At 62.4% G+C, this 13,909-nt stretch carries 13 protein-coding genes; 11 read left to right on the forward strand and 2 right to left on the reverse strand.

Going from position 1 to position 13,909, the window contains the following annotated elements; translation table 11 throughout:
- Positions 1–49 precede the first annotated feature (49 nt).
- From ACGYLX_RS07435 to ACGYLX_RS07460, 6 genes are all read left to right on the forward strand, one after another.
- Positions 50–304, forward strand: coding sequence for a GlsB/YeaQ/YmgE family stress response membrane protein (locus ACGYLX_RS07435; RefSeq protein WP_067261077.1), 255 nt, complete (start codon positions 50–52; stop codon positions 302–304).
- Positions 305–378: 74 nt separating this feature from the next.
- Positions 379–717, forward strand: coding sequence for a hypothetical protein (locus ACGYLX_RS07440; RefSeq protein ID WP_067261079.1), 339 nt, complete (start codon positions 379–381; stop codon positions 715–717).
- A 101-nt stretch (positions 718–818) separates the two neighbouring features.
- On the forward strand, positions 819–1,964 hold the full coding sequence (gene dapE / locus ACGYLX_RS07445; protein WP_394448306.1) for a succinyl-diaminopimelate desuccinylase: 1,146 nt from the start codon (positions 819–821) through the stop codon (positions 1,962–1,964).
- A complete protein-coding gene (locus ACGYLX_RS07450) occupies positions 1,961–2,530 on the forward strand; it encodes a TIGR04282 family arsenosugar biosynthesis glycosyltransferase (RefSeq protein WP_394448307.1) in 570 nt (189 codons plus the stop codon). The genes dapE and ACGYLX_RS07450 overlap by 4 nt, the downstream gene beginning before the upstream one ends.
- Positions 2,531–2,562: 32 nt before the next feature.
- Positions 2,563–4,833, forward strand: a complete 2,271-nt coding sequence (gene rnr, locus ACGYLX_RS07455; RefSeq protein WP_394448309.1) for a ribonuclease R — start codon at positions 2,563–2,565, stop codon at positions 4,831–4,833.
- A 101-nt stretch (positions 4,834–4,934) separates the two neighbouring features.
- A complete protein-coding gene (locus ACGYLX_RS07460) occupies positions 4,935–6,233 on the forward strand; it encodes a lytic murein transglycosylase (RefSeq protein ID WP_394448311.1) in 1,299 nt (432 codons plus the stop codon).
- Between the two features lie 33 nt (positions 6,234–6,266).
- Here the strand turns inward: ACGYLX_RS07460 and ACGYLX_RS07465 are convergent, their stop codons facing one another.
- Positions 6,267–7,661: an aspartate aminotransferase family protein gene (locus ACGYLX_RS07465; protein WP_168613271.1), complete on the reverse strand. Its 1,395-nt coding sequence runs from the start codon at positions 7,659–7,661 to the stop codon at positions 6,267–6,269.
- A gap of 75 nt (positions 7,662–7,736) precedes the next feature.
- Positions 7,737–8,438 (reverse strand): GntR family transcriptional regulator, encoded by a 702-nt coding sequence (locus tag ACGYLX_RS07470; RefSeq protein ID WP_168613270.1) that lies wholly within the window; start codon positions 8,436–8,438, stop codon positions 7,737–7,739.
- Positions 8,439–8,583: 145 nt separating this feature from the next.
- Between ACGYLX_RS07470 and ACGYLX_RS07475 the strand changes: the two genes are divergently transcribed.
- The 5 genes from ACGYLX_RS07475 (at position 8,584) to ACGYLX_RS07495 (ending at position 13,907) form a co-directional block, all read left to right on the forward strand.
- On the forward strand, positions 8,584–9,669 hold the full coding sequence (locus ACGYLX_RS07475) for a polyamine ABC transporter substrate-binding protein (protein WP_322328768.1): 1,086 nt from the start codon (positions 8,584–8,586) through the stop codon (positions 9,667–9,669).
- 89 nt (positions 9,670–9,758) lie between these two features.
- Complete coding sequence (locus ACGYLX_RS07480) at positions 9,759–10,886, forward strand: ABC transporter ATP-binding protein (RefSeq protein ID WP_271688507.1); 1,128 nt, start codon at positions 9,759–9,761, stop codon at positions 10,884–10,886.
- A 2-nt stretch (positions 10,887–10,888) separates the two neighbouring features.
- Positions 10,889–11,764, forward strand: a complete 876-nt coding sequence (locus ACGYLX_RS07485; RefSeq protein WP_168613629.1) for an ABC transporter permease subunit — start codon at positions 10,889–10,891, stop codon at positions 11,762–11,764.
- On the forward strand, positions 11,761–12,582 hold the full coding sequence (locus tag ACGYLX_RS07490) for an ABC transporter permease (protein ID WP_394448315.1): 822 nt from the start codon (positions 11,761–11,763) through the stop codon (positions 12,580–12,582). Before ACGYLX_RS07485 ends, ACGYLX_RS07490 begins: the two co-directional genes overlap by 4 nt.
- Positions 12,579–13,907, forward strand: a complete 1,329-nt coding sequence (locus ACGYLX_RS07495; RefSeq protein WP_394448317.1) for an NAD(P)/FAD-dependent oxidoreductase — start codon at positions 12,579–12,581, stop codon at positions 13,905–13,907. The genes ACGYLX_RS07490 and ACGYLX_RS07495 overlap by 4 nt, the downstream gene beginning before the upstream one ends.
- Positions 13,908–13,909 lie beyond the last annotated feature (2 nt).

Raw genomic sequence — 13,909 nt, forward strand, 5'->3', positions numbered from 1 at the left:
AAATACCCCGTCATGGCGTTGAGACCTGAATTTAAAGGAGATTGACGACATGACGGGTATCGGTTGGTTTGCCGCAATCATCGTGGGTGGCCTTGCGGGCTGGATCGCGGAAAAGATCATGAAATCGGACATGGGTCTGATCATGAACATCATCCTCGGCATTCTGGGTGCCTTGGTCGCGAACTGGCTCTTGATGCTGATCGTCGGCAGCACGCTGGGCGGTTGGTTCGGTCAGTTGGTGGTGGGCGTCATCGGTGCCTGCCTGCTGATCTGGGTCACGCGGATGGTCCGCGGCAAGACTTGAGGACAGGGGCGCGGCCCCTTTCCAAATCCAAGTGAAACGGTTAGGGCTGCCGAAAGCAATCGGCGGCCCTTATCATGTCTGAACCCAAAAAAACCAAGAAACCTTCGCGCCAGCAGGTCTTTACCCTTTTGGTTCAGATCGGCCGCAAGGATGGTGACGGTCTGCCCGACAAGGCCACCGGTGCTGCGCTGATGTGTTTTGCCTCTGGTATCGACGAGGCCGAAGCCGTGCGCGAGACGGTGGCGATCCTCAAACAGGCCGATACCAACCCGCTTGACGTGACCGGCTATGGCACGCTGGAAGAGCGCGAAGCCGAGGGGCAGGAGATCGACGCCGAGGAGCGCGCCCTGATGCAGCGCGCGCTCGAGGAAAACTCGGTCATCGTCGCGCAAATGACCCCGTTTTACGACTGACCCGCGCCCCACACGGGGAATTGCAATGCGCCCCCTTGGCATTGGCGCGATTTGCCCACACAAGTTACCGGACAAGCGATAACCCCTGAAAAGGAGCCGATATGTCCGGTCTCGACCCTGTTGATCTCACCGCGAAACTGGTGCGCTGCGCCTCTGTCACCCCCGCGAACGATGGGGCGCTGGAAGTGCTCGAAGAGGTGTTGGGCGCGGCGGGTTTCGACTGTACGCGCGTCGACCGGGGCGGCATCTGCAACCTCTTTGCCCGCTGGGGCAACAAGGGCAACACCAAGTCCTTTGGCTTCAACGGTCATACCGATGTCGTGCCCATCGGGGATGAGGCGGATTGGTCGATGCCCCCCTTCGGGGCCGAGATTAAGGACGGCATTATGTATGGCCGCGGCACCACGGATATGAAATCGGGCGTGGCGGCTTTCGTCGCAGCGGCGGTGGATTTCGTGAAGGACACGCCGCCCGACGGCTCCATCGTACTGGCGATCACCGGGGATGAGGAGGGCGATGCCCTCGACGGGACCACCGCGCTTTTAGACTACATGACCGAGAACGGCGAGCGGATGGATGTCTGCCTTGTGGGGGAGCCGACTTGCCCCGAGACCATGGGCGATATGATCAAGATCGGGCGGCGCGGCTCGATGAACGCGCATTTCAAGGTGACGGGCAAACAGGGCCATGCGGCCTATCCGCACCGCGCGAACAACCCGCTCTCCGCGATGGTGCGGCTGATGGATCGACTGGCCAGCCATGAGTTGGATCAGGGCAGCGATCACTTCGACCCTTCGACGCTGGCCGTGGTCACCGTGGATACTGGCAACAAGGCAACCAATGTGATCCCGGCGCAATGCCGCGGCGCGGTCAACATCCGGTTCAACGACCACCATTCGGGCGCGAGCCTCAGCGACTGGCTGCGGGGCGAGGCGGATAAGATCGCCGAGGAATTCGGCCTGCAAGTGGATGTAGAGATCAAGATCTCCGGCGAGAGTTTCATCACCCCGCCGGGCGCCCTGTCCGATCTGGTCGCGGGCGCGGTTGAGGCTGAGACGGGCGTGCAGCCCGAGCTTTCCACCACCGGCGGCACTTCGGACGCGCGTTTCGTCAAGGCGCATTGCCCGGTGGTGGAGTTCGGTCTGGTGGGCCAGTCCATGCACCAAGTTGATGAGCATGTGCGGGTCGAACATATCGAACAGCTCAAATCCATCTACGCGCGCGTGCTGCGGAATTATTTCACGTGAAACCAACGCTCATCGTCATGGTGAAAGAGCCGCGCCCCGGTCGGGTGAAAACCCGTCTGGGCCGCGACATCGGCATGGTCGGCGCGGCTTGGTGGTTTCGCCATCAGACCCGCCGCCTGTTGCGTCGGATCGAAGACCCCCGTTGGCAGGTGGTGCTGGCCGTGGCCCCGGACGTGGAAGGGCTGCAAAGCCGCGTCTGGCCCGCGCATCTGCCGCGTTGGCCGCAGGGCAGGGGCAATCTGGGCGACCGGATGGCGCGGATGCTGCGCAGCGCGCCGGGACCGGCCTGTGTGATCGGGGCGGATATTCCGGGCATCAACCGCAAGGAACTGGCGCGGGCATTCGATGCGCTTGGCAACCATGACGCGGTGTTTGGCCCGGCGCCCGATGGGGGCTATTGGCTCGTGGGGCTAAAACATCCCCGCCGCGCGCCGCCCAGCCTGTTTGACGGGGTGCGCTGGTCTGGCCCGCATGCGCTGGCTGACAGCTGCGCGACCCTGCCGGGCTACCGCATCGCCGAAGTCTCTACCCTGCGCGACGTGGACGAAATTCACGATTTGCCATGACGACAGGGGGGCTGCGTGCTACCTGCTGAGCTATGAGCAAGATACCCAGCAAATCCGAGATCCTCGACTGGATCGAACAGAACCCCACGCTGACCGCCAAGCGCGACATCGCCAAAGCCTTTGGCATCAAAGGCGCGGCGCGGATCGACCTGAAGCGCGTGCTGAAAGAGCTGGAGGCCGAGGGCCATCTGGAAAAGCGCAAGCGCAGCTATCAGGACCCTGACCGCCTGCCGCCGGTCTCGGTCTTGCTGGTCACGGGGCCGGACAGCGATGGCGATCTTTTTGCCAAGCCGATGGAGTGGCATGGCGAGGGGAAAGAACCCATCGTTCTACTGATCCCGCGCGAGAGTGACCCGGCGCTTGGCGAAGGTGACCGCATTCTGGCGCGGCTGACGCTGGTAAAAGGCGAAGATCACCACTATGAGGCCCGGCTCATTCGCCGCATCGGCTCCAACCCGCGTAAGGTGCTGGGCATTTTCCGCAAAGCGGCCGAAGGCGGGCGGATCGTCCCGATCGACAAGGGCACGGATCGCGAATGGCGCGTCGGTGCCGACCATACACATGGCGCGAAAGACGGTGAACTGGTCGAGGCCGAGCAGGCCGGACCGAAGGCGCGTATGGGTTCCCCCCGCGCGCGCATCGTCGAACGGTTGGGCGACCCGTCCGAGCCGCGCGCGGTCTCGCTCATCGCGATCCACCAGCATGGCATTCCGGACGAATTCCCCGACGATGTGATCGCACAGGCCGATGCGGCCAAACCACAAGGCCTCAAGGGTCGCGAAGACCTGCGCGACCTGCCGCTGGTCACCATCGACCCGTCCGATGCGCGGGACCATGATGACGCCTGCTATGCCCATGCCGACGAGGATCCGAAGAACGAAGGCGGCCATGTGCTCTGGGTCGCCATCGCCGACGTCGCCGCCTATGTCACCCCCGGTTCCGCGCTGGACCGCGAGGCCCGCAAGCGCGGCAACTCCACCTATTTCCCCGACCGCGTGGTGCCGATGCTGCCGGACCGGCTTTCGGGTGACCTCTGCTCTCTGCACGAAGGCGTGCCGCGCGCCTGTATCGCCGTGCGCATGGTGCTGGACGCGAAGGGCAACAAGATCGGCCATACGTTCCACCGTGGCTTGATGCGCTCGCCCGCGTCGTTGCATTACGAAGAGGTGCAGGACGCCATCGACGGCAACCCCAACGACCGTACCGGGCCGCTGTTGGAGCCGGTGTTGAAGCCGCTCTACGCCGCCTATGGTGCGCTGAAGACCGCCCGCGCCGAGCGGCAGCCGCTGGAGTTGGACCTGCCCGAGCGCCGCATCGAATTGGGCGATGATGGCAAGGTAAAGTCGGTAAACTTCCGCGAAAGGCTCGACGCGCATAAGCTGATCGAAGAGTTCATGGTCTTGGCCAATGTCGCCGCCGCCGAGACGTTGATCAAGAAGAAGACTCCGCTGCTGTTCCGCATTCACGAGGAACCTTCGCCGGAGAAGCTTGAGTCTTTGCGCGAAACGGCGCAGGCGGCGGGCTTTACGCTGGCCAAGGGGCAGGTGCTGCAGACCGCGCACCTCAACCGCCTGCTGGATCAGGCAGCGGGGACCAATGATGCGGAGTTGATCAACCTGAGCACCCTGCGCTCGATGACGCAGGCCTATTACGGCCCCGCGCATATCGGGCACTTCGGCCTTGCCCTGCGCTCCTACGCGCATTTCACCTCACCCATCCGCCGCTATGCTGACCTCATCGTGCACCGCGCGCTGATCACGGCGCATGGCTGGGGCAAGGATGGGCTGACGCCCGAAGAGATCGAGGGGCTGGAGCAGACCGGCGCGCATATCTCCGACACCGAGCGCCGCTCGATGGTGGCCGAGCGTGACACGACCGACCGCTACCTTGCCGCCTTCCTGTCGGAGCGCGTGGGCAACGAGTTCACCGGACGGATCAGTGGCATCGCGCGTTTTGGTGCCTTCGTGAAGCTGGACGAGACGGGCGCGGATGGTCTGGTGCCGATGCGCTCGCTCGGGCGGGAGTATTTCCACCACGACGCCGAGGCGCAGACGCTGATGGGCTCGGACACCGGCATGATAATCGGCCTCGGCCAGCGTGTCACTGTGCGGCTGGCAGAGGCGGTCCCCGTGACCGGGGGCATTGCGCTGGAATTGCTTGAGATCGAAGACCAAAAGGTCAAACAGGGCGGGGGTGGTGGCCGCCGCAGCCCGGCGGGCCGTAGCAAGCCGCGCGGCAAGGCCGTGAAGGCCAAGCGCAAGAAGGACAAGATCAAACGCAAAGTGACCCGCACCCGCCGCTGAGGCGGCAAACCGGCGGAGCTTCGCGGATGGCCGCCCCCCTCCCTTTCCACCGGGGCGGGGCGGGCATAGGATTTGCCGTAACTCTATGAGGTGAGGCGATTATGATCCGGCACTACGCGATGATTTCAGGCATTCTGGCGACCGCTGGCATGGGGGCTCCGGCCTTTGGGTCTGGCCCGACTGAATCCCTGCGCCCCGCGCCGCGCGCGCCGCAGGCCGTGCTGGCCGCCGCGGCGCCAGTAGCGCAGGAACCCGTGGCAGAGGCTAGCGGCGACGATGCCGGGCTGCGCGCTTGGGTGAAAGAATTCCGCCCCCGCGCCCTGCAACATGGCATCGACCCGGATGTCTTTGACCGGGCATTGGATACGGTCAGCTATGATCCGGAGGTGATCCGCCGCGACCGCAACCAATCGGAATTCACCAAGACGATCTGGGATTACCTCGACACCGCCACCTCGGATCTGAGGGTGCAGAACGGGCAGAAGGCGCTCGCCCAATGGCAACGCACGCTGGAAGAGATCGAAGTGAAGTACGGTGTCGAGAAAGAGGTCGTCACCGCGATCTGGGGGCTTGAGAGCGCCTATGGCAGCTTCCGGGGCGGGGATCGGGTGTTGGATTCATTGGCCACCCTTGCCTATGACGCGCGGCGGGCGGAATTTTTCGAAGGCGAATTGCTCGACGCTCTGCGCATCCTACAGGCGGGCGATACCGATGCCGAACAGTTGCGCGGCTCTTGGGCGGGCGCGATGGGGCATACGCAGTTCATGCCCTCGTCCTTCCACGCCCATGCGGTCGATTGGGATGGCGACGGGCGGCGCGACATCTGGGGCGATGACCCCAGCGATGCGCTGGCCTCTACCGCCGCCTATCTCAAGCATTTTGGCTGGACCGAAGGGCAGCCCTGGGGGGTCGAAGTGGCTCTGCCGGAGGGGTTCGACTATCTGCTGGCCGACCGTGCGGTGACCAAGACCCCGGCGGAATGGGCCGATCTTGGCGTCACCGCGCTCGATGGTGGGGCGGTGGCGGATCATGGGCCCGCGTCGATCTTGCTGCCCGCGGGCGCAAAGGGGGCCGCCTTTATGATCTTCCCCAATTTCGCGGTGATCGAGCGCTATAACACGGCGGATGCCTATGTCATCGGTGTGGGCCATCTGGCCGACCGCATCAGCGGCGCGGGCGAGATACAGCAGGACTGGCCCCGCGAAGACCGCGCGCTGAGCTTTGATGAGCGGATCGAATTGCAGACCCTGCTGACCGAAGCGGGCTTTGATACGCAAAAGATCGACGCCAAGATCGGGCCGCTGACCGTTAATGCCGTGCGCAGCTATCAAAAGGCCGAAGGCATCGCGCCTGATGGCTATGCCTCTCCCCGACTGCTGGCCCGACTGCGCGCAGAGTGAGGGGCCGCCCCCGATTGGGGGCAGCCCAATGTTTTAGGACGCGACTTTGAGCATGTCCTTGTCTTTCAGATCGGCATAGGTCGCATCCAGTGCCTTGGTCGCCCGTTCGGCGAAGATCTTGATCTCTTCGGGGGTGATGATCAGCGGCGGAGAGATGATCATCCGGTCGCCGACATGGCGCATCACCAGATTGTTGGCAAAGCAATGTTCGCGGCAAATGTATCCGGCGGTGCCGCTATCGGCGAATTTCGCGCGACTTTCCTTATGCGGCGTCAGCGGGAGGGAGGCCATCAGGCCCGATACGTTCACCCCGCCCACCAGCGGATGCTCTCCCAGCTTGTCCAGCGCCTCTTTCAGCGCGGGGGCGGCGACGTTTTGAACATGGGCGACGATGTTCTCTTCCTGCATGATCCGCAGGTTTTCCAGCGCCACGGCGGCGCAGACCGGGTGGCCGGAGTAGGTGTAGCCGTGGTTGAACTCGCAGGCGTTGATGACCTCAGCCACCTCGTCACAAACGATCGACCCGCCGATGGGCGCGTAGCCCGAGCTCAGCCCCTTGGCGATGGTCATGATATGCGGCTTGATGCCCATGGTTTGCGAGCCAAACCAATTGCCCGTCCGACCAAAGCCGCAGATCACCTCGTCGGCGATCAGCAGAATATCGTGTTTGTCGCAAATGCGCTGAATCTCGGGCCAATAGGTGCTGGGCGGAACGACGACCCCGCCCGCGCCCTGAACGGGTTCGGCGATGAAGGCCGCGACCTTGTCCGCGCCCAGCTCGACAATCTTCGCTTCCAGCTCCTGTGCGCGTTTCAGACCGAAGTCTTCGGGCGACATATCCCCGCCTTCGGCATACCAATCGGGCTGGCCGATGTGATGGATGCCGGGGATCGGCAGCCCGCCTTGCTCATGCATATAGGTCATGCCGCCGAGACTGGCCGAGCCGACCGAAGAGCCGTGATAGGCGTTCTTGCGGCTGATGATATGGCTTTTTTCAGGTTTGCCCTTTTGCGCCCAATAGGTGCGGACCATGCGCAGATTGGTGTCATTCGCCTCTGACCCCGACCCGGCGAAGAAGACGTGGTTCAGATCACCGGGGGCCAGATCGGCCAGCTCTTTGGCCAGCGCGATGGCGGGCACATGGGTCGTTTGGAAGAAGGTGTTGTAATAGGGCAGTTCGTTCATCTGTCGCGCGGCGACATTGCCCATCTCTTCGCGGCCATAGCCAAGGTTCACGCACCACAGCCCGGCCATCGCGTCGAGAATCTCATTCCCCTCGCTGTCGGTCAGGTAGATGCCCTTGGCCCTTGTGATGATGCGCGCGCCCTTGTCTCCCAATTCATCATTGGTGGTGAAAGGATGCATGTGATGCGCCGCATCCAGCGACTGAAGGTCCGCGGTGGGGAGGTGATTCGTGATGGGCGGCATGGGGATGCACCTTCTATTTGCATGAAAAATAAGCTTCGCCGCAGAATATGATCAAATTATAGCATGTCAATCGAATCAACGCGGAACGGGCAGACCATCAAGGGCTGCGCGAATTTGGGTCATTCCTTGGGCAACATCGCCCGCCATGACCTCACCCGCCAAAGTGGCGTTGCCCTCGGCAAAGGCCGCCAGAAGCTCTGCGTGTTTATCGGGTAGATTGCTGGTGCCATAGCGCCCGCAAACCACACGAAGCGAGGGGCCGAAACGCAGCCAAAGACGGTCCACCGTCGCGGCCATGATCGGGGCTTCGGCAAGGTCGTAAATCTTCCGGTGAAAGCTGTAGTTCTGCATCAAATAGCCGCCGACATCGCCCCGCTCGATGGCAAGGTTCAGCGCGTTGTCACAGGCTTTCAAAGCGTTCAAACGCTCATCCGTCATGCGGTTTGCGGCGCGTTTGGTCAGTTCCGGCTCTAGCGTTTCCCGCATGAATCCCAGTTCTTCCAGCCCCGCATGGGTCAGTTCCGGCACGGTGACCCGGCGGTTGCCCAAATGGGTCAGCGCCCCTTCCGAGATCAGGCGGCGGATGGCTTCGCGCACCGGCGTCATGCCCGCATCCAAAGCGGCGGTCAGACCTTGGATCGTGACCCCCTGTCCGGGGGCCAGATCGCCGAAGAGAATCATCTTGCGCAGGCGTTCGTAAACATGCTGATGGATCGGTGTCTTGGCCGCCGCATCGGCGGCGGGAAGCAATCTCGGATCGGTTTTTTCTGAACCCATGGGAGCGGTCTTTCCGTCTTGTTTCGCCGTGTCTTGCAGCATTTCATTCTGCATGAAAGCATAAACCATCTTGCCCGAAGAGGCAAAACTTGATCAAATTGACGAAAGGTGGGGATCAACCCGACCTGTCTAACGGGAGTATGAAATGAAACATGTGCTACTAAGCAGCGTCGCCGTCGCCACCTTGATGGCAGGTGCCGCCACTGCCGAAACGGTCCGGGTCTACAACTGGTCCGACTATATCGACGAATCCCTGCTGGATAAATTCGAAGAAGAGACCGGCATCGAATTGGTCTATGACGTGTTCGACAGCAACGAGGTGCTGGAGACCAAAATGCTCGCTGGTGGGTCCGGCTATGACGTGGTCGTCCCCTCGGGCACCTTCCTGCAGCGCCAGATCACGGCAGGTGCATTCCAGCCGCTGGACACGTCCAAACTGCCCAATCTCGAAAACATGTGGGACGTGGTTTCCTCGCGGACCGAACAATATGATCCCGACAACGCCCATTCGATCAACTATATGTGGGGCACCACTGGCATCGGCGTGAATGTCGGCAAGGTGAAAGAGATCCTGGGCGACGATGCCCCGATTGACTCTTGGGACTTGGTTTTCGACCCGGCCAATATGGAAAAACTGGCCGACTGCGGCGTGCATTTCCTTGATGCCCCGGCAGAGATGATCCCCGCCGCGCTGAACTACATCGGCGAAGACCCAAACAGCCATGACCCCGATGTGATCGCCAAGGCCGAAGAGGTCTTCATGCCGGTCCGCCCCTACATCCAGAAGTTCCACTCTTCGGAATATATCAACGCTTTGGCTAACGGTGACGTCTGCGTCGCGGTGGGCTGGTCGGGTGATATCCTGCAGGCCCGTGACCGCGCGGATGAAGCCGACAACGGTGTTGAAATCGCCTATAACGCCCCCTCCGAAGGCGCGCAGATGTGGTTTGACCAGATGGCCATCCCGGTTGACGCGCCGAACCCCGAGGGCGCGCATAAGTTCCTGAACTTCATCATGGACGCCGAAAATATGGCTGCCGCGTCGAACTATGTGTACTACGCCAACGGCAACAAAGCCTCGCAAGAGCATCTGGTCGAGGATGTGATCGGCGACCCGGCGATCTACCCCTCTGAGGCGGCGCTGAACAACCTGTTCACAACCACACCCTACCCGCCGAAAGTGCAGCGCGTGGTGACCCGGCTCTGGACCAAGATCAAGTCCGGTACCTGATCTGAGACAGGGGGCGCGGCCAGTCTGGTCGCGCCCCTTTTTCTTGCCCCGCGACCCCGATCAAAGCCCGATCAAAGGATGTCTCAACCGTGAGCCCAACCGTCTTCGCCCCCTGGAACGACCCCGACGAAAAGCCGCTCATTCGCTTTAAGAATGTGACCAAGAAATTCGGCGAATTCGTCGCCATCGACGATCTGTCTTTGGATATCTACGCGCAGGAATTCTTTGCCCTGCTTGGGCCTTCGGGCTGTGGCAAGACGACGATGATGCGCATGTTGGCCGGGTTCGAAAGCCCCACCACCGGGCGCATCGAGTTGGCCGGGCAGGACATCGCCCCGGTGCCCCCGAACAAACGCGCGGTGAACATGATGTTCCAATCCTACGCGCTGTTTCCGCATCTCAGCATCTGGGACAACATCGCCTTCGGCCTGCGTCGCGACAAGATGGAGAAGGACGCCATCGCCGCCCGCGTGGCCGAGATGCTGAAGCTTACCCGGCTAGAGAAATTCGCCCGCCGCAAACCGCATCAGATTTCCGGCGGCCAACGGCAGCGCGTGGCGCTGGCCCGGTCACTGGCCAAAGCGCCCAAGCTTCTGCTGCTCGATGAACCCTTGGGCGCGCTAGATAAGAAGCTGCGGCAAGACACCCAGTTCGAGCTGATGGACATTCAAGAATCCACCGGCACCACCTTTGTCATCGTGACCCACGACCAAGAAGAGGCGATGACCGTCGCCTCCCGCGTGGCGGTGATGGATGAGGGGCGCGTGATTCAGGTGGCCACCCCAGCCGAGATCTATGAAGCGCCAAATTCCGTCTATGTGGCCGACTTCATCGGTGACGTGAACATCATCGAAGCCAGCACCAAGGCCATTGGCCAAGATCAATACCATCTGAACTGGATCGAGGGGCAGCCGCCGCTGACCGCGACCTCTGCCGCGCCGTTCAGTGAGGGGCAGCAGGCCCATCTGGCGATCCGGCCCGAGAAAATTCGTATTTCGACCGAGAGGCCCGAGGATGCGCCAAATGCGCTTCAGGGCAAAGTGCTCGACATCGCGTATCTGGGGAACCTTTCCACCTATCACGTCGAACTGCCCGGCGGGCAGGTGATCAAGGCGCAGACGGCCAACACTCGCCGCATCGCACGGCGTGACATCACATGGGAAGACCCGGTCTGGATTTCATGGAGCGCCACCGCAGGCGTTTTGTTGGCGCAATGAACATGCGTCGTTTCGCCCTGATCGCGGTCCCGTACCTCTGGCTGTTGGCGCTGTTTCTGGTGCCTTTCCTGATCGTTTTCAAAATCTCCCTCTCCGATACGGCGTTGGCGATCCCGCCCTATACGCCGACGATCAAGGACGGCATCGGCGCCCTGATCGCCCAGTTGGATTTCGAGAATTTTACCTTCCTCGCCTCTGACGATCTTTATTGGAAAGCCTACCTTAGCTCCCTGCGCATCGCCGTTGTATCGACCGCGCTGACGCTCTTGGTCGGCTATCCCATCGCCTACGGCATGGCCCGCGCCCCCGAAGAGTGGCGCGCCACATTGATGATGTTGGTGATCCTGCCGTTCTGGACCTCCTTCCTGATCCGCGTCTATGCGTGGATGGGCATCCTCAGCAACGAAGGGCTGCTGAACCAACTTTTGATGGGGTTGGGTCTAACGGCAGAGCCTTTACAGATCCTTAATACCAATACGGCAGTCTATATCGGCATCGTCTATACCTACTTGCCGTTCATGATCCTGCCGATCTATGCCGCGCTGGACCGTTTGGATGAATCCCTGAACGAGGCGGCGGAGGATCTCGGCTGCTCGCGTTTGCAAGCCTTCTGGCTGGTGACGATCCCCTTGTCGCGCAACGGCATCGTGGCGGGCAGCTTCCTTGTCTTCATCCCGGCTTTGGGTGAATTCGTGATCCCCTCGCTTTTGGGCGGGTCGGGCACGCTGATGATCGGCAAGGTGCTGTGGGAGGAGTTCTTTAACAACCGCGACTGGCCGGTGGCGAGCGCGGTGGCGGTGATCCTGCTGCTGATCCTGATCATTCCGATCATCCTCTTCCAACGCAACCAGCAGAAACAGGCGGAGGCCGAACAATGAAGCGGATGACATGGTTCAACGTGACCTCGCTGACGCTGGGGTTCGCCTTTCTCTACCTGCCGATGATCATTCTGGTGATCTACAGTTTCAACGCCTCGAAACTGGTGACAGTCTGGGCCGGATTCTCGACCCGCTGGTATGGCGAGCTGTTGCAGAACGAAGCCTTCCTAAACGCCGCTTGGGTCACGCTGAAGGTCGCCGTGATCTCATCCTCCATCGCCACGGTGCTGGGCACCATGGCGGCCTATGTGTTGGTGCGCGGCGGGCGGTTCATGGGGCGGACGTTGTTCTCCGGCATGATCTACGCGCCCTTGGTCATGCCCGAAGTGATCACCGGCCTGTCGCTCCTCTTGCTCTTCATCGGCATCGGGCTGGACCGGGGCGTGCTGACCATCGTGCTGGCGCATACGACTTTTTCGATGTGCTATGTCTCGGTCGTCGTCTCCTCGCGGCTAGTGTCCTTTGACCGTTCGTTGGAAGAGGCCGCGCTCGACCTCGGGTCCTCGCCATGGGAGGCCTTCCGCCTTGTGACCCTGCCGATCATCGCGCCTGCGGTGATCTCGGGCTGGCTTCTGGCCTTCACGCTCAGTCTTGATGATCTGGTCATCGCCTCCTTCACCGCGGGGCCCTCGGCGACGACGCTGCCGATCAAGATCTTCAGCGCCGTGCGTTTGGGCGTCTCGCCCGAGATCAACGCGCTCTCGACGATCATGATCGCCATCGTGACCGTGGGTGTCATCACCGCGTCGCTGGTCAGCAAACGCTCAAGCCTACGCGCGCAGGAGGATGCCCGCGCGGCGGAACGGCCCGCCGCATGAAGCGCATCTACGCGGATTTCGCCTATTCCGAGGCACCTCGTGCGTGCTGCTGGTGGGATCAGACCCATGCCGCGCCTGACCGACCGGCACTGCAAGGCGACGCGCAGGCCGATGTGGTGATCATCGGCGGCGGTTTCACCGGCCTTAACGCCGCGCTGCATCTGGCGCAGGCCGGGGTTGGGGCTACGGTGCTGGAGGCCGAACGCGTGGGCTTTGGCGCGTCGGGCCGCAACGGGGGCTTTTGCTGCTTGGGCGGCGGGATGCTGGACGACGCGGCGCTCGACCGGAAATTCGGGCGGACAGAGCGGCTTGGCTGGCGGCAGGCCGAGGTAACGGCGATCCGACAGGTGGAGGATTTCATCGCCGCCCGCGGCATCAATGTCGACCGGCATTCCCAAGGGGAGACCCAACTGGCCCACCGCCCGCGTGATTTCGAAGAGATGCGCGGCAGGCTCGATTACTACGCAGAGAATTACGGCGTCACGGCCCGGCTGACCGAAAAGGCCGATCTGGCCGCCGAGGGGCTGAACGCAGGCTTCGAGGGCGCGATCACCGTGCCGATTGGCTTTGGCCTCAACCCCCGCAAATATGTGACCGCCCTCGCGCAGGCCGCGGAAGAGGCGGGGGCCGCGATCTATCACAACAGCCCGGCCACCGGGGTGACAGGGCACGAGGACGCGTTCGAGGTCACGACCCCGCAGGGCCGCATCCGGGCCGAGCGGGTAATCATCGCCACCAACGGCTATTCCTCCGAAGACCTGCCGCCATGGCTGGCCGCGCGCTACATGCCGACGCAATCCAGCGTGATCGTGACCCGCCCGATGACCGAGGCAGAGCTTTCCGCCCAAGGGTGGACCAGCCAGCAGGCCTGCTACGACAGCCGCCATCTGCTGCATTATTTCCGGCTGATGCCCGACAATCGCATGTTGTTTGGCGTGCGCGGCGGCCTGATGTCCAACCCGAATTCCGAGCGGCGGGCGCTGGCCCGGGCCCGCGCGGATTTCGAGGCGATGTTCCCCGCGTGGCGTCATGTCGAAACGCCGCATGGCTGGTCCGGCATGGTCTGTATCGCACGCAACCAGATGCCGTTTGTGGGCGAGGTGCCGGATCAGCCGGGGATCTTCGCGGGGCTGTGCTACCACGGCAATGGCGTGGCGATGGCCAGCTATTCCGGCGCGCTTTTGGCTGATCTGGTTCGCGGCAAAACGCCCGAGCGGCCCTATCCCGCCCCCATGCGCGCCCCGCTTGCACGGTTCGAATTGGGCCGTTTTCGCCGGGCGGTCATGCCCTTTGCCTATGCAGGCTTCGCGCTGTCGGATCGCTGAGG

Source organism: Sulfitobacter sp. 1A13496, assembly GCF_043557225.1.
Classification (GTDB): domain Bacteria; phylum Pseudomonadota; class Alphaproteobacteria; order Rhodobacterales; family Rhodobacteraceae; genus Sulfitobacter; species Sulfitobacter faviae.